At 73.9% G+C, this 20,242-nt stretch carries 24 protein-coding genes; 18 read left to right on the plus strand and 6 right to left on the minus strand.

The genetic code is table 11. The features are described 5' to 3' along the window. The first annotated feature begins 30 nt into the window (after nt 1–30). The 3 genes from ABVB68_RS11085 to ABVB68_RS11095 all read left to right on the plus strand — a co-directional run bounded on the left by ABVB68_RS11085 (nt 31) and on the right by ABVB68_RS11095 (nt 2,591). Complete coding sequence (locus ABVB68_RS11085) at nt 31–1,044, plus strand: ABC transporter ATP-binding protein (protein ID WP_353600748.1); 1,014 nt, start codon at nt 31–33, stop codon at nt 1,042–1,044. A gap of 64 nt (nt 1,045–1,108) precedes the next feature. Then, complete coding sequence (locus ABVB68_RS11090) at nt 1,109–1,930, plus strand: ABC transporter permease (RefSeq protein WP_353600749.1); 822 nt, start codon at nt 1,109–1,111, stop codon at nt 1,928–1,930. A 34-nt stretch (nt 1,931–1,964) separates the two neighbouring features. Continuing rightward, on the plus strand, nt 1,965–2,591 hold the full coding sequence (locus ABVB68_RS11095) for an AAA family ATPase (protein ID WP_353600750.1): 627 nt from the start codon (nt 1,965–1,967) through the stop codon (nt 2,589–2,591). 448 nt (nt 2,592–3,039) lie between these two features. On the opposite strand, the gene ybaK is transcribed toward ABVB68_RS11095, so the two are convergent. From ybaK to ABVB68_RS11115, 4 genes are all read right to left on the minus strand, one after another. Continuing rightward, nucleotides 3,040–3,540: a Cys-tRNA(Pro) deacylase gene (gene ybaK, locus ABVB68_RS11100; RefSeq protein ID WP_353600751.1), complete on the minus strand. Its 501-nt coding sequence runs from the start codon at nt 3,538–3,540 to the stop codon at nt 3,040–3,042. Between the two features lie 34 nt (nt 3,541–3,574). Then, complete coding sequence (locus ABVB68_RS11105) at nt 3,575–4,315, minus strand: LON peptidase substrate-binding domain-containing protein (RefSeq protein ID WP_353600752.1); 741 nt, start codon at nt 4,313–4,315, stop codon at nt 3,575–3,577. Nucleotides 4,316–4,326: 11 nt separating this feature from the next. Continuing rightward, a complete protein-coding gene (locus ABVB68_RS11110; protein ID WP_353600753.1) occupies nt 4,327–5,379 on the minus strand; it encodes a hypothetical protein in 1,053 nt (350 codons plus the stop codon). A gap of 210 nt (nt 5,380–5,589) precedes the next feature. Continuing rightward, nucleotides 5,590–7,167 (minus strand): oxidoreductase, encoded by a 1,578-nt coding sequence (locus ABVB68_RS11115; protein ID WP_353600754.1) that lies wholly within the window; start codon nt 7,165–7,167, stop codon nt 5,590–5,592. A gap of 210 nt (nt 7,168–7,377) precedes the next feature. On the opposite strand from ABVB68_RS11115, the gene hisD reads away from it, so the two are divergent. From hisD to ABVB68_RS11165, 10 genes are all read left to right on the plus strand, one after another. Continuing rightward, nucleotides 7,378–8,703, plus strand: coding sequence for a histidinol dehydrogenase (gene hisD, locus ABVB68_RS11120; RefSeq protein WP_353600755.1), 1,326 nt, complete (start codon nt 7,378–7,380; stop codon nt 8,701–8,703). Then, nucleotides 8,700–9,824: a histidinol-phosphate transaminase gene (locus tag ABVB68_RS11125; protein ID WP_503006070.1), complete on the plus strand. Its 1,125-nt coding sequence runs from the start codon at nt 8,700–8,702 to the stop codon at nt 9,822–9,824. Before hisD ends, ABVB68_RS11125 begins: the two co-directional genes overlap by 4 nt. Continuing rightward, nucleotides 9,821–10,414, plus strand: coding sequence for an imidazoleglycerol-phosphate dehydratase HisB (gene hisB, locus ABVB68_RS11130; RefSeq protein ID WP_030743584.1), 594 nt, complete (start codon nt 9,821–9,823; stop codon nt 10,412–10,414). The genes ABVB68_RS11125 and hisB overlap by 4 nt, the downstream gene beginning before the upstream one ends. Nucleotides 10,415–10,417: 3 nt before the next feature. After that, nucleotides 10,418–10,582, plus strand: a complete 165-nt coding sequence (locus tag ABVB68_RS11135) for a CG2302 family histidine operon protein (protein WP_353600756.1) — start codon at nt 10,418–10,420, stop codon at nt 10,580–10,582. Continuing rightward, the gene (gene hisH / locus ABVB68_RS11140; RefSeq protein WP_353600757.1) at nt 10,573–11,217 is read left to right on the plus strand and encodes an imidazole glycerol phosphate synthase subunit HisH; all 645 of its coding nucleotides are present in this window, start codon (nt 10,573–10,575) and stop codon (nt 11,215–11,217) included. The genes ABVB68_RS11135 and hisH overlap by 10 nt, the downstream gene beginning before the upstream one ends. Nucleotides 11,218–11,220: 3 nt before the next feature. Beyond that, nucleotides 11,221–11,946: a bifunctional 1-(5-phosphoribosyl)-5-((5-phosphoribosylamino)methylideneamino)imidazole-4-carboxamide isomerase/phosphoribosylanthranilate isomerase PriA gene (gene priA, locus ABVB68_RS11145; RefSeq protein WP_353600758.1), complete on the plus strand. Its 726-nt coding sequence runs from the start codon at nt 11,221–11,223 to the stop codon at nt 11,944–11,946. Next, a complete protein-coding gene (locus ABVB68_RS11150; protein WP_353600759.1) occupies nt 11,943–12,338 on the plus strand; it encodes a RidA family protein in 396 nt (131 codons plus the stop codon). The genes priA and ABVB68_RS11150 overlap by 4 nt, the downstream gene beginning before the upstream one ends. Next, the gene (gene hisF / locus ABVB68_RS11155; protein WP_353600760.1) at nt 12,335–13,105 is read left to right on the plus strand and encodes an imidazole glycerol phosphate synthase subunit HisF; all 771 of its coding nucleotides are present in this window, start codon (nt 12,335–12,337) and stop codon (nt 13,103–13,105) included. Before ABVB68_RS11150 ends, hisF begins: the two co-directional genes overlap by 4 nt. A 342-nt stretch (nt 13,106–13,447) precedes the next feature. Then, complete coding sequence (locus tag ABVB68_RS11160) at nt 13,448–14,038, plus strand: ArsR/SmtB family transcription factor (protein ID WP_353600761.1); 591 nt, start codon at nt 13,448–13,450, stop codon at nt 14,036–14,038. A gap of 14 nt (nt 14,039–14,052) precedes the next feature. Further along, complete coding sequence (locus tag ABVB68_RS11165; protein WP_353600762.1) at nt 14,053–15,318, plus strand: MFS transporter; 1,266 nt, start codon at nt 14,053–14,055, stop codon at nt 15,316–15,318. Between the two features lie 92 nt (nt 15,319–15,410). On the opposite strand, the gene ABVB68_RS11170 is transcribed toward ABVB68_RS11165, so the two are convergent. Both ABVB68_RS11170 and ABVB68_RS11175 read right to left on the minus strand, forming a co-directional pair. Continuing rightward, nucleotides 15,411–15,806 carry a VOC family protein gene (locus ABVB68_RS11170; RefSeq protein WP_353600763.1) on the minus strand — a complete coding sequence of 132 codons (396 nt, stop codon included), beginning with the start codon at nt 15,804–15,806 and terminating at the stop codon, nt 15,411–15,413. A 13-nt stretch (nt 15,807–15,819) separates the two neighbouring features. Then, a complete protein-coding gene (locus tag ABVB68_RS11175) occupies nt 15,820–16,455 on the minus strand; it encodes a TIGR03085 family metal-binding protein (protein WP_353600764.1) in 636 nt (211 codons plus the stop codon). Nucleotides 16,456–16,538: 83 nt separating this feature from the next. Here ABVB68_RS11175 and hisI point away from each other — a divergent pair, with 83 nt between their 5' ends. The 5 genes from hisI (at nt 16,539) to ABVB68_RS11200 (ending at nt 20,206) form a co-directional block, all read left to right on the plus strand. Next, the gene (hisI, locus tag ABVB68_RS11180) at nt 16,539–16,940 is read left to right on the plus strand and encodes a phosphoribosyl-AMP cyclohydrolase (RefSeq protein ID WP_353600765.1); all 402 of its coding nucleotides are present in this window, start codon (nt 16,539–16,541) and stop codon (nt 16,938–16,940) included. Nucleotides 16,941–16,951: 11 nt separating this feature from the next. Beyond that, complete coding sequence (locus tag ABVB68_RS11185) at nt 16,952–18,430, plus strand: anthranilate synthase component I (RefSeq protein ID WP_353600766.1); 1,479 nt, start codon at nt 16,952–16,954, stop codon at nt 18,428–18,430. 52 nt (nt 18,431–18,482) lie between these two features. Beyond that, entirely contained in the window at nt 18,483–19,121 is a 639-nt protein-coding gene (locus ABVB68_RS11190) for a TIGR02234 family membrane protein (RefSeq protein ID WP_353600767.1), read from the plus strand. A 203-nt stretch (nt 19,122–19,324) separates the two neighbouring features. Next, nucleotides 19,325–19,582: an HGxxPAAW family protein gene (locus ABVB68_RS11195; RefSeq protein WP_353600768.1), complete on the plus strand. Its 258-nt coding sequence runs from the start codon at nt 19,325–19,327 to the stop codon at nt 19,580–19,582. 153 nt (nt 19,583–19,735) lie between these two features. Beyond that, nucleotides 19,736–20,206, plus strand: a complete 471-nt coding sequence (locus ABVB68_RS11200) for a DUF2752 domain-containing protein (protein ID WP_503006072.1) — start codon at nt 19,736–19,738, stop codon at nt 20,204–20,206. Nucleotides 20,207–20,242: the final 36 nt, after the last annotated feature.

The raw sequence follows: 20,242 nt of genomic DNA on the forward strand, positions 1-20,242 counted from the left end.
AAGGCCCCCGACCCCGTAGTCTCGTCCCTTGTGAATACGCGCGCGGCACCGGCACCTCGGCAGGTCGAGGTCGTACGCGTGCGCGGGCTCAGCAAGACCTACCCGGCCGTCAAGGGGCGGCGCGGGACGGCCGGCACCCCCGAGGTGCGGGCCACCGACGACGTCGAGCTGGACGTGCGGCGCGGCGAGGTCTTCGGGCTGCTCGGGCCGAACGGCGCCGGCAAGTCCACCCTCGTACGCCAGCTGACCGGGCTGCTGCGACCGGACGCCGGCCGTGTGGAGATCCTCGGCCACGACATCGTCAGGCACCCCGAGCGGGCCGCCCGCATTCTCGCCTACCTGGGCCAGGAGTCCTCCGCCCTGGACGAGTTGACGGTCTCCCTGGCCGCCGAGACCACCGGACGCCTGCGCGGCCTGGACGTGAGGCGGGCGCGGGCCGAGCGGGACGCCGTACTCGAGGAGCTGGGGCTCACTCCGATCGCCGGGCGGGCGCTGAAGAAGCTCTCCGGCGGACAGCGGCGGCTCGCCTGCCTCGCCGCCGCCCTCGTCGGGCAGCGGCCGCTGCTCGTGCTGGACGAGCCGACCACCGGCATGGACCCGGTGGCCCGGCGCGCGGTCTGGGCGGCCCTCGACCGGCGGCGCGCCGAACACGGGACGACCGTGCTGCTGGTCACCCACAACGTCATCGAGGCCGAGACCGTGCTGGACCGGGTCGCCGTGCTGGACCAGGGCAGGGTCATCGCCTGCGACAGCCCGGCGGGGCTCAAGGAACGGGTCGCCGGCGAGGTGCGGGTGGAGCTGGTGTGGCGGGAGAGCGCGCCGCTGGAGGTGCCCGAGGTCGCGGTGCTGCGCGAGCGGGCGGTGGAGTCCGGCCGGCGCTGGACGCTCCGGCTGGCGCCCGAGGAGGCCCGTGCCGTCGTCGCCACCGTGACCGGCGGGGCCGCGTTCGCCGCTCTGGACGACTTCACGCTCGCCACGCCCAGCCTGGAGGACGTCTACCTGGCGCTGGGCGGAGCGGCCCGGCAGGGGCTGGTGAAGGCATGAGCGCGCGGGCCGCGGAATGCGTATGGATGTGTGCGCCTGCCGTAGCGAAGGGGAGCGGTTCGTCGTGAGTGTCGTACCAGCCGAGGTTCTGCCGGGCGGCGCCCGGACCGGGCCCGAGGCGGCACCGGCCGCGGCCGAGCTCGGCCCGCCCGTGCGGCTGTGGCCCTCGCTGGTGGCCGTCTACCGCGCGCAGCTGTCCCGGGCCCGGGTGGCCCGTATCCCGCTGCTGTTCGTGGCGACCTTCCAGTCCGTCGGCATCACGGTGATGATGCGCGGCGTCGTGGACAGCGGCGGCGAGGCCCAGTCCGTGGTGGCCGGCTCGTCCGTGCTGGTCGTCGCGTACGTGGCGCTGAACCTCCTGTCGCAGTACTTCGGGCAGCTGCGGGCCAGCGGCGGGCTCGATCACTACGCCACCCTGCCGGTGCCGCCGGCCGCGGTGGTGCTGGGCGCGGCGGCGGCGTACGCCTCCTTCACCGTGCCGGGGACCCTGGTGACCGCCGTCTTCGGCTGCGCGCTGTTCGGGCTGCCGCTGTCCAACCTGTGGATCCTGCTGGCCGTGGTCCCGCTCGCCGGCGCCGCGCTGGCCGGGCTCGGCGCCGCCTGCGGGCTGCTCGCGCCCCGGCCGGAGCTGGCCACGCTGCTCGGGCAGCTGGGCATGTCGGCGGCGCTGCTGCTGGGTGTGCTGCCCGCCGACCGGATGCCGGGGATCGTACGTCTGGCCCGTGACCTGCTGCCGTCGACCTACGGCGTGGAGGCGTACGCGCGGACCTTCGGGGCACACCCGGACTGGGCCGTCGTCCTGGTTGACCTGGGGGTGTGCGCGGGTGTCGGGGTGGTCTCGCTGGCGGTGGCGACCTGGGCGTACCGCAGGGCCGCCGTCCGGTGACGCGGCGCACAGCACGACCTGGCACGATGTCAGGGTGACCGCACCGCTGACTCCGCCCCCGCCGCCGCACGACCACTCCGCGCACCAGGTCTGGCAGGCGTCGCCGCCTGCCGGGGCGCCGGGCGCGGGCGCGTACGAACAGGACGGCCCCGGGATGAAGACGGAACTGCGGGAGGCCGCCGTGATCACGGTGGCGGTGGCGCTCGGCGGAGTGCTGCTGGGACTGCTGTGGTGGTGGCTGGCTCCGCACGTGCCGCTGGTCGGCGCCGAGGTCGACCGGAGCTGGGTGGTCTACCTCAAGGACACCGAGGGGGAGCAGGCGGCCGGGGTGGACGGAACGTTCACGCTGCTCGCTCTGGCCCTCGGACTGGTCAGCGCGGTGGCCGTCTTCCTGTGGCGGCGGCGTGGCGGGGTGCCGCTCGTCGTGGCCCTCGGCCTCGGCGGGCTGCTCGGCTCCGTGCTGGCCTGGCGGCTGGGGGTGTGGCTGGGGCCCGAGTCCGACGTGCTCGCGCATGCGAAGGCCGTGGGCAAGGGGGTCACGTTCTCGGCGCCGCTGAAGCTCGGGGCGAAGGGGGCGCTGCTGGCCTGGCCGCTCGCCGCGCTGCTGGTGCACCTCGGACTGATGGCGCTGTTCGGCCCCCGAGACCCCGAAGCGCCGTAACCGGCCCCACCCACCCGGCTCCGGCCCCTTCCCGGGGCCGCTCACCCGGCTTCCCAGGACCGCTCGCCCGGCGTTTTCCCGGGCCGCTCGCTCGGGGTTCTCCCGGCCTGTTCCCCCGGCTCTTCCCGGGGCGGCTCGCTCGGGGTTTTCGCGGACTGTTCGCTCGGGGCTTCCTCGGGGCCGCTCGCCCGGGGTTTTCCCGGGCCGCTCGCCCGGCTCTTCCCCGGGCCGGTCGCCCGGGGTTTTCCCGGACTGTTCGCCCGGCTCCTCCCGCGGCCGCTCGCCCGGGGCTTTTCTGGACTGTTCGCCCGGCTCCTCCCGGGGCCGCTCGCCCGGCTCCTCCCGGGCCGCTCGTACTGGCCCGGCGCCGTCTTCCTCGGGTTCCGGCGGCCGGCGGCCGTACCGCGTCCCGCTCGGGTTCGTCGGACCGGCCGCGGCGGGGTGCCGCTCAGGCCCGGCCGACGGGAGCCAGTACCGCTTCCGTGAGCTTCGCCAGGTCCTCCGGTGCCAGTTCCACCTCCAGGCCCCGGCGGCCCGCCGAGACGCAGATCGTCGGGTGGGACCGAGCCGAGTCGTCGAGGACCGTGCGGAGCCTCTTGCGCTGGCCGAGGGGGGAGATGCCGCCGCGGACGTAGCCCGTGGTGCGCTCGGCGAGGGCCGGGTCGGCCATGGCCGCCCGCTTGCCGCCCACCGCCGCCGCGAGGGCCTTCAGGTCCAGCGAGCCGGCCACCGGGACGACGCCGACGACCAGCTCGCCGTCCACCTCGGCGACCAGGGTCTTGAAGACCCGGGCGGGGGAGACGCCCATCGCCTCCGCCGCCTCCTCGCCGTAGGAGGGGTGCGCCGGATCGTGGTCGTAGGAGTGGACGGTGAAGTCCACGCCCGCCGCCGTCAGGGCCACCGTGGCGGGCGTGCCCCCGGACTGCTGTTTCTTCTGCTTCTTCGCCATGGGGCGGTCTCGGCCTCGGTCTTCCCGGTCTCGCTCAGTTCAGGCTCGTCGGCGTCCGCGTCAGCTCGAACGCGGGCAGCGACGGCAGATTACGGATGATGGACGTCTCGGAGCGAAGGAGTTTCAGCTCGTCCCGCAGGCGGGACGCGGTGTCCGGGGCCTGCAGCAGTCGCTGCTTGGTGGGCGTGTCGTGCACCATCGCGGCGGCCACCAGGTACGACACCACACTCGGGTCGTCCGGCAGGTCGGCGCCGCTGGACAGCGAGCGTTCGCGGGCCCCGGCCAGCCGCTTCTGGTACTGGCGGAAGGACCGCAGCACCCCCTCGGCCAGCGCCCCCGCCTCGTCGCCGGGGTCCTCCGCCAGCTCCTCCACCTCCGCCGTCAGGAAGGGGCCCGAGGCGTCCACGGACAGCAGCCGCACCCGGGTCGTGCCGGTGGCCAGTACCTCGAAGGTGCCGTCGGCCCGCTCCCGGATGGTCGCGGCGTCCGCCACACAGCCCACCCCGTGGAAGGACTTCAGCGGGTCGGGGCCGAACCCGGCGGCGGGGCCCCGCTCGGGCTGTGCCGTGGGATCCGGCATGCCCGCGGCGGTCGGCGAGACCTCGTAGCCGTCGCGGATGGCCACGACGACGAAACGGCGCGGTTCGTCCTCGGGGGTCTTGAGCAGCTCGCGCAGCATGGCGCGATAGCGCTCCTCGAAGACGTTCAACGGCAGCACGAGCCCCGGGAACAGCACCGAGTTCAGCGGAAAGAGCGGGAGACGGGCGGTGGTCACGGCGCCCCAGCCTAGTGGTCGCCGGCGCGCACGTGTCCGCCGTGCCCGTCCGGTGGGTCAGCGGGCCCATGGACCAGCCCCGCCGGGACGGCCCGCGAACCGCCCGTCAGGAGGTGCTCGCGCACCCGCAGGAAGTGGCCCAGCGGGTCTTCCGAGAGCCGGTCCCAGGGGAAGGAGGTGGCGTACGGGCCGATCAGGCGCAGCTGGACGCGCGCGTCCTCCGGGCGGCCCAGTCGCAGCAGGACGTACAGCAGCTTGTTGCGGACCTCGGCGGGCCACGGGTCGGCCGCCGGGAACCGGCCGGAGAGCGCGACCGCCCGGTCCGCCGCCGCGTCCAGCCGCCGGCGCGGCACCTCGGGGCCGCAGCCGTCGGTCAGATAGCCGAAGGCCGCCCGGACCGGCAGCGCCTGGACGAGCGACTCGGCCGGGGCGTCCTGCGCGGCGCGGTCGGCGAAGTCGAAGCACTCCTGGTGCGCGCCGTGCCAGAACGCGGCCAGATAGCGCAGGGCGGCCACATGGCAGCCGTAGTGGTGCGGGGCGCGCCGGACGGCCGCCTCCCACAGCTCCCCGAAGTAGCGGTGCCCGGCCCGGGAGCCGCGCGCGTGGTCGAGCGCGATCCGCCAGGGCACCGGGTCGCGGTCGTCGGCGCGGGCGGCGGCCGTGATGAGCGGGCTCACCTCGCGCAGCAGCTCGGCGCGGGCCGGGGAGGGCCAGGCGCGGTCCACCGCCAGCTGGGCACCGAGCAGCAGCGCGTCGGGGCCGTCGGGCGCGGCCGCGCGCCACTCCTCGAACCATTCGGGGCGCGAGCGGGCGAAGGCGGCGAGACGCCTGACGTACCGGTCGTGGTTCTCCCAGTCGGCCGCCGCGCGGGTCGCGGCCAGCAGCTCGGCCGCGGCCGTGTACTCGCCCCGGCCGGCGGCGACCAGGGCGGGCGAGAGGCGGTCGTCGGGCGCGTCGAGCACGGCCTCGTCGCCGGCCGGCGGTCGGCCGGCGGGGCGCGCGGAGCGTTTGGTCATCCGGGTGGGGCGGATGAACGAGGGCAGCAGAGCCATGGTGTCGACCATTGAAAGTCCGCAGGTCGGGGCGGCGCCAGAGGATCACGGCAAGTCGCGGAAGGTTGTACGCCCGATGGTCAAGGACGGGCAAAAGGGTGACAGGTGGCGAGTGGGCTCCGTCGGCCGGGCCGACCGCCGGCCGGGTGCCCGACGCCCGTGGCCCGCCGGCCGGGTGCCGGACGCCCGTGGCCCGACGGCCGGGTGTCCGCAGCCGCCGGGTCAGTTCCGCCGCAGCAGCCGGGTCGCCCCCGCCGCCACCGTCGTCGCCAGGATCCAGCCGAGCAGGATCATCGCGGCCGCCAGCCACTGCCAGCCGCCGCGCAGCCGCCACTGCCCGGCCTGGCCCAGATCGATCACCGGCAGCAGCAGATCCAGGGTGAACAGCGCCGCGCTCCAGGACGGGTGCCCGTCGTGGTTCACCGGCGGATGGTCCGCGTGCGCGAACGTGAGCGTGCCCGCGGCCCACAGCACCGCCATCCACACCGCGGCCCGGCCCGGACGGTAGCCGTAGGCGACCGTCCAGTCCTGCACGAAGCCCCACAACTTCCCGGCCAGCGGCAGCGTCTCGCGCCGCCGCCGCTGCTTGGCCAGCAGCACCTCCCGCGCGTCCTCGTCCTCCCCGGCCGCGCGCAGCACCGAGGCCAGCCGCTCGTACGGCTCCGGGGCGTACTCGGCGGTGGCCGCCGACACCCAGTCCAGGCGCCGGGTCAGCGGGAAGGGGCCCTGCGGGACCAGGTTCTCGTAGGCGAACCCGGCCATGTGCAGATTGCCGGCCTCCGGCCAGCTGCCCGCGCGGTCCACCAGGTTCACGATCCTGGCGCCGGACAGCGCCACCTTGCCGTGCTGCGGCTTGTCGCAGAGGAACCGCAGCTCGGGCGTCTGCACCCGGCGCAGCGACAGCTCCTGGTCCTCGGTGAGCGTGAACCGGGCCCGCTGCAGGTCGACGGCGTCCCCGAACCGCCCGTCGTCCAGGCGCACCCCGCCCCGGCACTCGAAGGGCTGGATGCGCGTCCCGCGCGCGGGTGTCGTCCCGCTCAGCAGCGGGCTGCCCACGCCGGCCGGGGTGAGGTACAGGGTGCGCTCGACCGTCAGCTGGGGCGCGTTCAGGGCGAGCCGGGAGTAGGGGTTGGCGAGTTTCGCGCCGCGCAGGCTGAGCGAGACGCCGACCTTCGCGCCGCGCAGGCTCAGCTCGCCGTGCGACTCCAGCAGCTCCGCCTGCAGGTCCTGGCCGACGGTCATGCCGTCCGCCGCGATCGACCGCCCGCTGCGGTCGCGGTAGACGATCGCCTGGTTGAGCAGCAGATCGGTGCCTATGTGCGCGTCGGTCAGCCGGACCCCGTTCTGGAAGCGGCAGCGCGGCAGGTGCAGGTCGCCCTCGGTGTGCACCCGGGCCGCCTCGAGCCGGGGTACCTGGCAGTCCACCAGGCGCACGGTCGTGAACCGGGCCTCCGGCAGCCTGACCTCCTCGTCGAAGCGGCAGCCGCGCAGTTCCACGTACGGCCTGACCGTGCCGCCCGCCAGGTCGAGCGGGTCGGTGATCCGGACCCCGGCGAGCTTCAGGGCCGCCACCCGGCCCGCCAGGGCGGGCGGGCCGTCCAGCAGCAGCCAGCACACGATGCGCGCCCGCACGGTGCGCCCGGGCCCCCAGGGGTGACCGCCGTGCGGATCGTCCACGACGGCGTCCCCGCTGCTCAGGTCGTACACGCTGCCGTTGCGGAAGGCCTGCCACATGCCCGCCTCGGCCGCGGTCAGGTCGTCCGGCAGGTCCCCCTCGCGCGGGCCGGTCCCCTCGGTCACCGCTCTCCTTCTCCCTCGCCCGTGCGGGCTACTCGTGAGTCACGTGTGTCGTACTGGCGTTCATGCCCGTTGCGTGACACCTCGAACACCATGCGTGAACACGATCTTCCGGGTTCCGGCCACCCTATGTACCAGCGTTTGGCCCGCGTTCTGTATCAGCCATTGATACGCGCGAACGGCCGCGGACGCCGGTCTGAGAGAATTGGGACTGTGATCTCCCGAATCGATCTGCGCGGCGACGCCCTCCCCGAGGGCCCCGCCCTGCGCGACCTGCTGCCCCGAGCCGACTTCGACGTAGCGGCCGCCCTGGAGAAGGTGCGCCCGATCTGCGAAGCCGTGCATCATCGGGGCGACGCGGCGCTGATCGACTTCGCCGAGAAGTTCGACGGAGTACGGCTGGAATCCGTCCGTGTCCCGGCCCAGGCGCTCACCGACGCCCTCGCCGGCCTCGACCCGGCGGTGCGCGCCGCCCTCGAGGAGTCCATCCGCCGCGCCCGGCTGGTCCACCGCGAGCAGCGCCGTACGACGCACACCACCCAGGTCGTGCCGGGCGGTTCGGTGACCGAGAAGTGGGTGCCGGTCGACCGCGTCGGGCTGTACGCGCCGGGCGGCCGCTCGGTCTACCCGTCCTCCGTGATCATGAACGTCGTGCCCGCGCAGGAGGCCGGCGTCGAGTCCATCGCGCTCGCCTCCCCGGCCCAGGCCGACTTCGGCGGCCTGCCGCACCCGACGATCCTCGCCGCCTGCGCCCTGCTCGGCGTGGGCGAGGTGTACGCGGCCGGCGGTGCCACCGCCGTCGCGATGTTCGCCCACGGCACCGAGTCCTGCCCGCCCGCGAACATGGTCACCGGCCCGGGCAACATCTGGGTGGCCGCGGCCAAGCGCTACTTCACCGGCAAGATCGGCATCGACGCCGAGGCGGGGCCCACCGAGATCGCGATCCTCGCGGACGAGAGCGCCGACGCGGTGCACGTCGCCTCGGACCTGATCAGCCAGGCCGAGCACGACCCGCTGGCCGCCGCCGTCCTCGTCACCGACTCCGCCGAACTGGCGGCCGCGGTCGAGAAGGAGCTCCAGCCGCAGGTCGAGGCCACCAAGCACGTCGAGGACCGGGTCCGCCCGGCCCTCGCGGGCAAGCAGTCCGCGATCGTGCTGGTCGACGGCATCGAGGAGGGCCTGAGGGTGGTCGACGCGTACGGCGCCGAGCACCTGGAGATCCAGACCGCCGACGCCGCGGCGGTCGCCGACCGGGTCAGGAACGCCGGCGCGATCTTCATCGGTCCCTGGGCCCCCGTCTCGCTCGGCGACTACGCGGCCGGGTCCAACCACGTCCTGCCCACCGGTGGCTGCGCCTGCCACTCCTCGGGCCTGTCCGTGCAGTCCTTCCTGCGCGGCATCCACATCGTCGACTACACCAGGGACGCGCTGGCCGAGGTCGCGCACCACGTGGTCACGCTGGCGGAGGCGGAGGACCTGCCGGCACACGGCGCGGCGATCAAGGCGAGGTTCGGCTGGAAGGTACCCGAGAGCAAGTGACCGGCAACCCCTCTGTGTCCCCCTGGGACGAGCTCCCCATCCGCGACGAGCTGCGCGGCAAGTCCCCCTACGGCGCGCCCCAGCTGGACGTCCCGGTACGGCTGAACACCAACGAGAACCCCTACCCGCTGCCCGAGCCGCTGGTCGAGCGGATCACGGAGCGGGTGCGCGAGGCCGCCCGCGGCCTGAACCGCTACCCCGACCGGGACGCCGTCCAGCTGCGCACCGAGCTCGCCGCGTACCTGACGAAGACCGGCAGGCACCCGCTCGGCGTCGAGAACGTGTGGGCGGCCAACGGCTCCAACGAGGTCATCCAGCAGTTGCTGCAGACCTTCGGCGGACCGGGCCGCACGGCCATCGGCTTCGAGCCGTCGTACTCGATGCACGCGCTGATCGCGCGCGGCACGGGCACGGGCTGGATCTCCGGCCCGCGCACCGAGGACTTCGACATCGACCTCGCCGCGGCCGAGCGGGCCATCGCCGAGAACCGGCCGGACGTCGTCTTCATCACCACCCCCAACAACCCCACGGGCAACGCGGTCCCGCCGGAGACGGTCCTCGCGCTGTACGAGGCGGCTCAGGCGGCCAAGCCGTCGATGGTGGTCGTGGACGAGGCCTACGTCGAGTTCAGCCACGGCGACTCACTGCTGCCGATGCTGGCCGGCCGCCCCCACCTGGTCGTCTCGCGCACCATGTCGAAGGCGTTCGGTGCGGCCGGACTGCGCCTGGGCTACCTCGCCGCGCACCCCGCGGTGGTGGACGCTGTCCAGCTGGTCCGGCTGCCGTACCACCTCTCGGCGATCACCCAGGCGACCGCGCTGGCCGCGCTGGAGCACACCGACACGCTGCTGGGCTACGTCGAGCAGCTGAAGTCGGAGCGGGACCGGCTGGTCGCGGAGCTGCGTGCGATCGGCTACGACGTCACCGAGTCCGATGCCAACTTCGTGCAGTTCGGCCGCTTCGAGGACGCCCACGCGGTCTGGCGGAAGATCCTCGACCGCGGTGTCCTGGTCCGGGACAACGGCGTGCCGGGCTGGCTGCGGGTGTCCGCCGGAACCCCCGAAGAGAACGACGCGTTCCTCGACGCGGTCCGTGAAGTCAAGAAGGAGTCCCAGGTATGAGCCGCGTAGGACGCGTGGAGCGCACCACCAAGGAGACCTCGGTCCTCGTCGAGATAGACCTCGACGGCACCGGGAGGACCGACATCGCCACCGGGGTCGGCTTCTACGACCACATGCTCGACCAGCTCGGCCGGCACGGTCTGTTCGACCTGACGGTGAAGACCGACGGCGACCTGCACATCGACTCCCACCACACCATCGAGGACACCGCCCTCGCGCTGGGCGCCGCCTTCAAGCAGGCGCTCGGCGACAAGGTGGGCATCTACCGCTTCGGCAACTGCACGGTCCCGCTGGACGAGTCCCTCGCCCAGGTCACCGTCGACCTCTCCGGCCGTCCCTACCTCGTGCACACCGAGCCCGAGAAGATGGCGCCGATGATCGGCGAGTACGACACGACGATGACCCGGCACATCCTGGAGTCCTTCGTCGCCCAGGCACAGATCGCGCTGCACGTGCACGTGCCGTACGGGCGCAACGCGCACCACATCGTGGAGTGCCAGTTCAAGGCGCTGGCCCGGGCGCTGCGTTACGCCTCCGAGCGCGACCCGCGCGCGGCCGGCATCCTCCCCTCCACGAAGGGCGCGCTCTAACCCATGACCGGTCTGTCGACCCTCCTGATCGTCGTCGGCCTCTTCCTGGTCGGCGGCATCGTCTCCTTCGCCAAGCAGAAGATGCCCGCGAGCCTGATCGTGCTGCTCTCGATCGGCGCGGGCCTGTGCCTCGTCGCGGGCGTCATGCGGCTGGAGGTGTGGAATTGAGCACCAAGAAGGTCGTGGTCTTCGACTACGGCTTCGGCAACATCCGGTCCGCCGAGCGCGCCCTCGCGCGCGTGGGCGCCGACGTGGAGATCACGCGCGACTTCGACCAGGCGATGGCCGCCGACGGCCTGCTCGTGCCGGGTGTCGGCGCCTTCGCCGCCTGCATGCGGGGCCTGCGCGCCGCCCGCGGTGACTGGGTGATCGACCGCCGGCTGTCCGGCGGCCGCCCGGTCATGGGCATCTGCGTCGGCATGCAGATCCTCTTCGCGCGGGGCATCGAGCACGGCGTCCAGGCCGAGGGCCTGGAGGAGTGGCCCGGCACGGTCGAGCCGCTCCAGGCCGACGTGGTGCCGCACATGGGCTGGAACATCGTGGACGCCCCGGCCGGCTCACGGCTGTTCGCCGGACTCGACGCCGGCGCCCGCTTCTACTTCGTGCACTCCTACGCCGTCCACGAGTGGGCCCTGGAGTCGCACAGCCCGCTGATCGAGGCCCCCAAGGTCGCCTGGTCGACGCACGGCAAGCCGTTCGTGGCCGCCGTGGAGAACGGCGCCCTGTGGGCCACCCAGTTCCACCCCGAGAAGTCCGGCGACGCCGGCGCCCAGCTCCTCACCAACTGGATCGGAACCCTGTAGACCATGGCCAAGCTCGAACTCCTCCCCGCCGTCGACGTCCGCGACGGCCAGGCCGTACGCCTCGTGCACGGCGAGTCCGGGACCGAGACCTCCTACGGCTCGCCGCTGGAGGCCGCCCTCGCCTGGCAGCGCTCCGGCGCCGAGTGGCTGCACCTGGTCGACCTGGACGCCGCGTTCGGCACGGGTGACAACCGGGAACTGATCGCCGAGGTCGCCCGGGCGATGGACATCAAGGTGGAGCTGTCCGGCGGCATCCGCGACGACGACACCCTCGCCGCCGCCCTGGCCACGGGCTGCACCCGGGTGAACCTGGGCACCGCCGCCCTGGAGACCCCCGAGTGGGTCGCCAAGGTCATCGCCGAGCACGGCGACAAGATCGCCGTCGGCCTGGACGTCCGCGGCACGACCCTGCGCGGCCGCGGCTGGACCCGCGACGGCGGCGACCTCTACGAGACGCTGGCGCGGCTCGACAAGGAGGGCTGCGCCCGCTATGTCGTCACCGACATCGCCAAGGACGGCACCCTGCAGGGCCCGAACCTGGACCTGCTGAGGAACGTCTGCGCCGCCACCGACCGCCCGGTCGTGGCGTCCGGCGGCGTGTCGTCCCTGGACGACCTCCGCGCCATCGCCGAGCTGGTACCCCTCGGTGTCGAGGGCTCCATCGTCGGGAAGGCCCTGTACGCGAAGGCGTTCACCCTGGAAGAGGCCTTGGAGGCGGTGGCCAAGTGAGTGACGTACGACGCGTGTCGACCGGCGCGCCCTGGGAAGAGGAATTCGGCTACTCCCGCGCGGTGGAGCTGCCGAACGGCCTGGTGCTGGTCTCGGGCTGCACGTCCATCGTGGACGGGCAGATCGCCGGGGGCGGCCCGTACGAGCAGGCGGTCAACTCGTTCAACGTCGCCCTGGCCGCGCTGGGGCAGCTGGGCCTCGGCCGCGACGATGTCGTGCGCACGCGCATGTACATCACCCACGCCCGCGACGTGGAGGAGGTCGGGCGCGCCCACAAGGCGCTGTTCGAAACCGTCCGGCCCGCCGCGTCGATGATCATCGTCTCCGGTTTCGTGGACCCCAGCCTGGTCGTCGAGGTCGAGGTGGAGGCGTTCCGAGGGGTGCCCGCATGACGCTGGCCGTACGGGTCATCCCCTGCCTGGACGTGGACAACGGCCGGGTCGTCAAGGGCGTCAACTTCCAGAACCTGCGCGACGCGGGCGACCCAGTCGAGATGGCCAAGGTGTACGACGCCGAGGGCGCCGACGAGCTGACGTTCCTGGACATCACCGCCTCCTCGGGCGACCGGGAGACGACCTACGACGTGGTGCGGCGCACCGCCGAGCAGGTGTTCATCCCGCTGACCGTCGGCGGCGGGGTCCGCACCGCCGAGGACGTGGACAAGCTGCTGCGGGCGGGCGCCGACAAGGTGGGCGTGAACACCGCGGCCATCGCCCGCCCGGACCTGATCCGCGAGATCGCCGAGCGCTTCGGCCGGCAGGTGCTGGTGCTGTCGGTGGACGCGCGCCGCACCCCCGGCCGCGCCGGCTCGTCCGGCTCCTTCGAGGTCACGACCCACGGCGGCCGACAGGGCACCGGCATCGACGCCGTCGAGTGGGCGCACCGGGCCGCCGAGCTGGGCGCCGGGGAGATCCTGCTGAACTCCATGGACGCGGACGGCACGAAGGACGGCTACGACCTGGAGCTGATCGCCGCCGTCCGCAAGCACGTCGGCGTTCCGGTGATCGCCTCGGGCGGCGCGGGCAGCCTGACCCACTTCCCGCCGGCCGTCGAGGCGGGCGCGGACGCGGTGCTGGCCGCCTCGGTCTTCCACTTCGGCGACCTGCGCATCGGCGAGGTGAAGCAGACGCTGCGCGAGGCGGGGCACCCGGTGCGCTGACGCGGCGCCGAGCCGGGGACCCGCCGTACGAGCGGGAGTGCTGTCGCGGACCGTACGAGCGGGAGTGCTGTCGCGGACCGTACGAGCGGGAGTGCTGTCGCGGACGTACGCGGGAGTGCCGCCGCGGGGCCGCCGCACGTGTCGTCGCGCGGGCCGGCCGTACGGGCGTGGCGCCGGGCCCGACGAGAGTGACGCCGGGCCCCGACAGGAGTGACGCCGGGCCCCCTACGGGGGTGAGTCGTGCCGGCCGCCGTACCGGCATGGCGTGACGGGCGCGAAACGCGAAAGAGAAGTTGCGCAAAGTTCGTTGCGCAACTTCTCTTGCGTATCTACGGTGAGCGCATGCCGCCGAGCGAAGAGCCCCGCAGGATCACCGACGTGGGCACCTTGAAGGCCCTCGCCCATCCGCTGCGCGCGAACCTCTACCGCCTGCTGTGCGTCGAGCGGGTCGCCACGGCCTCCCAGCTCGCCGAGCGCGTGGACGAGGCCGTGTCGCTGGTCAGCTACCACCTGCGCAAGCTCGCCGAGCACGGGCTGATCGAGGCGGCACCGCCGCAGACCGGGGACGCCCGGGAGCGGTGGTGGCAGGCCGCCTCGGACGGGGTGGCCATCCGGGACCAGGACTTCCGGGGGGAGCCGGGGAGGGCCGCGGCCCACCTGGCGGCCACCCGCCTCTTTCACGACCAGCGCACCGACCGCTACCGCCGCTACCTCGACGAACGCGCCACGTGGAGCCCCGAGTGGAACACCGCGTCGATCGACAGCGAGTCCTGGATGCGGCTGACCCCGACGGAACTCACCGCGCTGAAGGACGAACTCGTCGCGGTCCTGCGCAGGTACGACGAGCGGGGCCGGGCCGCGGAAGCCGCGGGCGGGACCGAGCAGCGCGAACACGTCGCCCTGCACGTGTACGGCTTCCCGTTCCGCGACTGAGAAAGGGCCCGTCCGTGCCCGACACCGTGACCGGCCCGCACATACCGGCGAGCCCCAGCACCGGGGAACGCGCCGCCCACCGGGACCCCAACGTCCTGCGCTGGCTCGCCGCCTACACCTCCTCCATGCTCGGCGACGGCGTCTACTACCTCGCCCTGTCCTGGGCCGCCGTCCAGGCCGGCAGCCCGGCCCAGGCCGGTGCCGTGATGTCCGTCAGCGCGGTGCCCAGGGCCGTGCTCATGCTCGGCGGGGGAGTGCTCGCCGACCGGCTGGGCCCGCGCCGGGTCGTCATCGGCAGCGACGCCGTGCGCTGCGCCGCCGTTCTCGCCGTCGCCGCCCTGCTGTTCCTCGCCGGCCCCGGGCTGTGGCCGCTCACTCTGCTGGCGCTGGTCTTCGGCACGGTCGACGCCGTCTTCATGCCCGCCGTCGGCGCCCTGCCGGCCCGCCTGACCGGCAAGGGCCAGCTGGCCCGGGTGCAGGGCATGCGCGGCCTCGCCATCCGCCTCTCGACCGTGGTCGGCGCCCCGCTCGGCGGGCTCGGCGTGGCCGTCGGCGGGGCGGCCGGGGCCTTCCTGCTCGCCGGGGTGCTCATCGCCGTCTCCGTCCCACTGCTGATCTGCGTGCGCGTGGGCGACCTGCCCGAGGACGACACGCCCGGGGCCGCCCGCACCACCGCCGTGGGCGACCTCGCCGCGGGCCTGCGCTACATCCGCCGCCATCGCGTCCTCGCCCCGCTGGTGCTGGCCATCGCCCTCGGCGACCTCGGTTTCGTCGGCCCGCTCAACGTCGGCCTCACCCTGCTCGCCGAGCGGCGCGGCTGGGGCGCCGCCGGGATGGGCTGGGTGCTCGCCGGGTTCGGCACCGGCGCGGGCGCGGCCTCGCTGCTGCTGACCGTGCGGGGCCGAGTGCCCCGGGCCGGACTGGTCATCGGGTGCGCGTGCGTCACGGGCGCGGTGGCCATCGGCGCGCTCGCCTTCGTCCCCGCGCTCGCCGCCGCCGTCGGCGTGGCGCTGGCCGTGGGCCTGCTCGCCGGGCTCAGCGGCGCCCTGTGCGGGGCCCTGCTGCAGACCCGGTCCGACCCCGCCTACCTCGGCCGGGTCACCGCCGTGGCCGCCCTGGTCAGCCTCGGCCTGGCCCCGCTGAGCATGCCGTTCGCGGCCGCCGCGATCGGCGCCTGGGGCCTCGGACCGGTCTTCGTGGCCAGCGCCACCGTCTGCGGCCTCGGCGGAGTCGTCGCCCTCGTCGTCCCGGACCTGCGCCGCGCCGAACTCCCCGGCTGACGACCGGACCCCCGGCCGGCGGCTCACCGGACTCCCGGCCGGCGGCTCACCGGACTCCCGGCCGACCGCTGACCGGACTCCCGGCCGACCGCTCACTGCTTCGGCTGGACCAGTTGCACCAGATTGCCGACGGTGTCGTCGAAGACCGCCGCCAGTACCGGCCCCCGCTGCCGCGGCCGGTGCGTGAACCGGACGCCGAGGCCGCTCAGCCGCGCGTACTCGGCCCGGAGGTCGTCCACGGAGAAGACGATGCACGGGATGCCGGCCCGGTACAGCGCGCCGCGGTACGGCTCGGCGATCGGGCCCTGTCCGGGCTCCAGCAGCAGCTGCACGTCCGGCTGGGCCCCGTGCGCCCCGACGGTCACGAACAGCCTGCCGTCCCCGAGGTCCAGGCGGGTGCGCGTCTCGAAGCCGAGGACGTCGGTGTAGAAGGCGTGCGCCTGCGCCACGTCGTCCACGTACACCCCGGTCATCGCCACCTTGATCACGGGGTGGCCCCTCTCAGATGCCCAGCTGCTTGGACTCGTGGAGCCTCTCGATCGCCTCCGCGTCGCCCTCCACGTCCACCGCCGCGGCGTTCTGCCGGCCGAAGACGAACATCAGCAGCTCCGACGGCTCACCGGTCACCGTGACCACCGGAGCGCCCCGGTGCGCCACCACCGTCTGGCCGTCCGGGCGGCGCAGCACCAGACCCGTCGGCACCCCACGGCCCGCCAGCCGCGCCGTGCGCTCCAGCCGGGACCACAGGGCGTCCTGGAAGACGGGGTCCAGTTCGCGCCGGCTCCAGTCGGGCTGGGCGCGGCGGACGTCCTCGGTGTGGACGTAGAACTCGACGATGTTGGCCGCCTCGTCGATCTGCTTGAGCTGGAAGGGCGAGAACCGGGGCGGGCCGGTGCGGATGAGCTGGATCAGCTCCTCGTACGGCTTGGCGGTGTACTCGGCCATCACCCTCTCCAGACGCGGCGCGAGCTGCTTGACGAGCGTGCCGCCGGCCGCGTCCGGCCGGCGTTCACGCACGATCACGTGCGCGGCCAGGTCCCGGGTCCGCCAGCCGTCGCAGAGGGTCTCGGCGTCCGGCCCGACGGTTTCCAAGAGGTCGGCGAGCAGGAGCCGTTCACGCTTGGCGAAGGTCGACATGCTGTCACCCTACGACCAGGTGATCGGTCCGCCCAACGGACGCGCCTCCGGCCGTGTCGGTGCGGCGCGGCACAATGGCACCCATGACCAGTACGACCGGAACCCCCCGGCCCAGCAGCCTCGACCCGGAGATCGCCGCGCGCCTCAAGCGCAGCGCCGACGGGCTCCTCCCGGCCATCGCCCAGCAGTACGACACCGGTGAGGTGCTCATGCTCGGCTGGATGGACGACGAGGCCCTGCACCGGACGCTGACCACCGGCCGCTGCACCTACTGGTCGCGCAGCCGCCGGGAGTACTGGGTCAAGGGCGACACCTCCGGCCACTTCCAGTGGGTGAAGTCGGTCGCCCTGGACTGCGACGCCGACACCGTGCTCGTCAAGGTCGACCAGGTCGGCGCCGCCTGCCACACCGGCGCGCGCACCTGCTTCGACGAGGACGTCCTGCGCGGGGGCGCCGATTCCGGCCCCGCCCGTTCGGATCAGTAAGGTCACCGTTCATGGACCTCGAGACCTTCCGCAAACTGGCCGCCGACCGGCGCGTCATCCCGGTCACGCGCAAGCTGCTGGCGGACGGCGACACCCCGGTCGCGCTGTACCGCAAGCTGGCCGCCGAGCGCCCCGGCACCTTCCTGCTGGAGTCCGCGGAGAACGGCCGCTCCTGGTCCCGGTACTCGTTCGTGGGCGTCCGCAGCGCCGCCACCCTGACCGCGCGGGACGGGCAGGCCCACTGGCTCGGCACCCCGCCCGTCGGCGTCCCCACCGACGGCGACCCGCTCCAGGCCCTGCGCACCACGATCCAGGCCCTGCACACCCCGCACCAGGAGGGCCTGCCGCCCTTCACCGGCGGCATGGTCGGCTACCTCGGCTACGACATCGTCCGTCGCCTGGAGAAGATCGGCCCCGGTGAGCGCGACGACCTGCGACTGCCCGAACTGACCATGCTCCTGACCAGCGACCTCGCGGTCATGGACCACTGGGAGGGCTCGGTCCTGCTGATCGCCAACGCGATCAACCACAACGACCTCGACACCGGTGTGGACGAGGCCTACGCCGACGCCGTGGCCCGCCTCGACGCGATGGAGGCCGACCTCACGCGCGCGGTGGCCCAGCCCCCGGCCGTCCTGCCGCCCTCGGAGCTGCCCGAGTACACCGCGCTGTGGGGCGGCGCCGACTTCCGGGCGGCCGTCGAGGACGTCAAGGAGCGCATCCGCGCGGGCGAGGCCTTCCAGGTCGTGCCCTCCCAGCGGTTCGAGACCCCGTGCACGGCGAGCGCGCTGGACGTCTACCGGGTCCTCAGGGCGACCAACCCCTCGCCGTACATGTACCTCTTCCGCTTCGACGGGTTCGACGTCGTCGGCTCCTCGCCGGAGGCCCTGGTCAAGGTCGAGGACGGACGCGCGATGGTGCACCCCATCGCCGGCACCCGGCCGCGCGGGGCCACCCCGCAGGAGGACCAGGCCCTGGCCGACGAACTGCTCGCCGACGCCAAGGAGCGCGCCGAGCACCTGATGCTGGTGGACCTCGGCCGCAACGACCTCGGCCGGGTCTGCGAGCCCGGCTCCGTCGAGGTCGTCGACTTCATGTCCATCGAGCGCTACTCGCACGTGATGCACATCGTCTCCACCGTCACCGGCAGGGTGGCCGGGGACCACACCGCCTTCGACGTGCTCACCGCCTGCTTCCCGGCCGGCACCCTCTCCGGCGCCCCCAAGCCGCGCGCGATGCAGATCATCGACGAACTGGAGCCGTCCCGGCGCGGGTTGTACGGCGGCTGCATCGGCTACCTGGACTTCGCCGGCGACTCCGACACCGCGATCGCCATCCGCACCGCCCTGCTGCGGGACGGCACGGCGTACGTGCAGGCCGGAGCCGGCATCGTGGCCGATTCCGACCCGGTGGCGGAGGACCAGGAGTGCCGCAACAAGGCGGCCGCGGTCCTGCGGGCGGTGCACACCGCCAACCGCCTGGGCGAGTAGGGCGCTTCTCATACGAGCCCCGGGTGACACTTCGCCCGGGGTTCAGGCGATAGTGGAGTACGTGACTGCTGCTCCTGACCCTCGCTCCGAAGCCGACGCTCCCGCCCGGTCCGGCCGGCGCAGCCTCGCCGTGGCCCTCCTGTGCGGTGCCCTCGGCGCGGCCGTGGCGCTGCTCGCCACCCGGCAACGCTGGGCGGAGGGGACCGCGACGGTCGCCGGCGGCGCGTTCCCGCTGACCGTGAAGGGCAGCGACGTCACCGGCGTCCCAGCGGCCCTCGCCATAGTGGGCCTCGCCGCGCTCGTCGCCGTCTTCGCCGTCCGCAGGGCCGGCCGCCTCCTGGTCGCCGCCCTCCTCGCGCTCTCCGGGGCCGGCATCGCCATCGCCGCCCTCGCGGCCGCCACCGACAGCTCCGCGCTGGACGACCGGGCGGCGCAGGTGAGCGGTGACACCTCCGCCACGGTCGGCGCGCTGAGCCACACGGGCTGGCCCTACGTCGCGGCCGTCGGCGGCGCCCTGATCCTGGTCGCCGGCCTGTTGGCGCTGCGCTACGGCCGTACGTGGCCCGCCATGTCCGGACGCTACGAGCGCGGCACCGAGCGCCCCCGCCGCAAGGGCCGGCCGGTCGACCCGGAGCGCCCCGAGGAGATCTGGAAGGCCCTGGACCGGGGCGAGGACCCGACCGGCGCCTGACCGGTGCGCTGCGCGCGCCCGCCCGGGCGGCGGGTGTACGGTCCGCCCGGGCGATGTGGTGAAACAGACGCCACCCCCGCGTCCGGCATGCGCGCGCGTACGGGACAATGGACGGCGAGCGTCCGGCTCGGACGGTGACGGGCGGGCCCGGAACCCGTACGGACACGTACTTCGACACGTACACAGCAACGAGGAGCAAAGTCATGGCGGGCAGCAGCCACGGTCACACCCCGGCCGCCTGGACCGGCGTCACCATCACCTTCATCGGTTTCTGCGTCTCGGGCGCGTTCATGGTGATGGCCCAGCCCGTCGGCTTCTGGGCCGGCATGGTGATCGTGGTCCTCGGCGGCGTCGTCGGCATGATCATGCGTGCCATGGGTCTCGGCCAGCCGAAGCAGGAGCGCGCCCTCCCGCACCAGGCTCCCGTCGCGACCCCCGAACCGGCCGGCGCCAAGGGCTGACCGCGACGGCACCCAGGTCTTCCGAGGGGCGGCCCGGCATCCACAGGATGCGGGGCCGCCCCTCGCCGCGTGCCGGGCCGCACGCCGGCGGCCCCGTGCCCGGTCGGCCGCTGCGGGCGCGCGCGTGGCCGGCGGGCGGGGCAGAATGCCGCCGTGAACGCCGACAGCAGCACGGCCCCGCCGCCGACCCCCCACCCGGCCCGGACCCCCCACCCGGCCCGGGTCGCCCCCGTGTGGCGGCGGCTCGCCGTTCCGGCCGGGCTGTTCACGGCCGCCGCCGCGGCCTTCGCCTACGTCGGAGCCGTCGACCCCGGTGAACCCGGCCACTACCCCGTCTGCCCCCTGTACCGGCTCACCGGCCTCTACTGCCCCGGCTGCGGCGGACTGCGCAGCGCGCACGCCTTCGTCCACGGCGATCTCCTCACCGCCCTGCGGGACAACGCGGCGGGCGTGGCCGCCTACCTGGTCTGCGCGGTGCTGTGGACCGTCTGGGTGATCCGGACGGTGCGGGGCAGACCGGCCCGGCTCGATCCCGGACCGGCGCGGCTGTGGGCGGTCGGCGCGCTGCTGCTGGTCTTCACCGTGGTCCGCAACCTGCCGTTCGGCAGCTGGCTGCACCCCTGACCGGCCGGGCGCGAAAGGTCCAGGTGGTGGGACCGC

It is taken from the genome of Streptomyces sp. NPDC096012 (genome assembly GCF_040426375.1).
Taxonomy (GTDB): domain Bacteria; phylum Actinomycetota; class Actinomycetes; order Streptomycetales; family Streptomycetaceae; genus Streptomyces.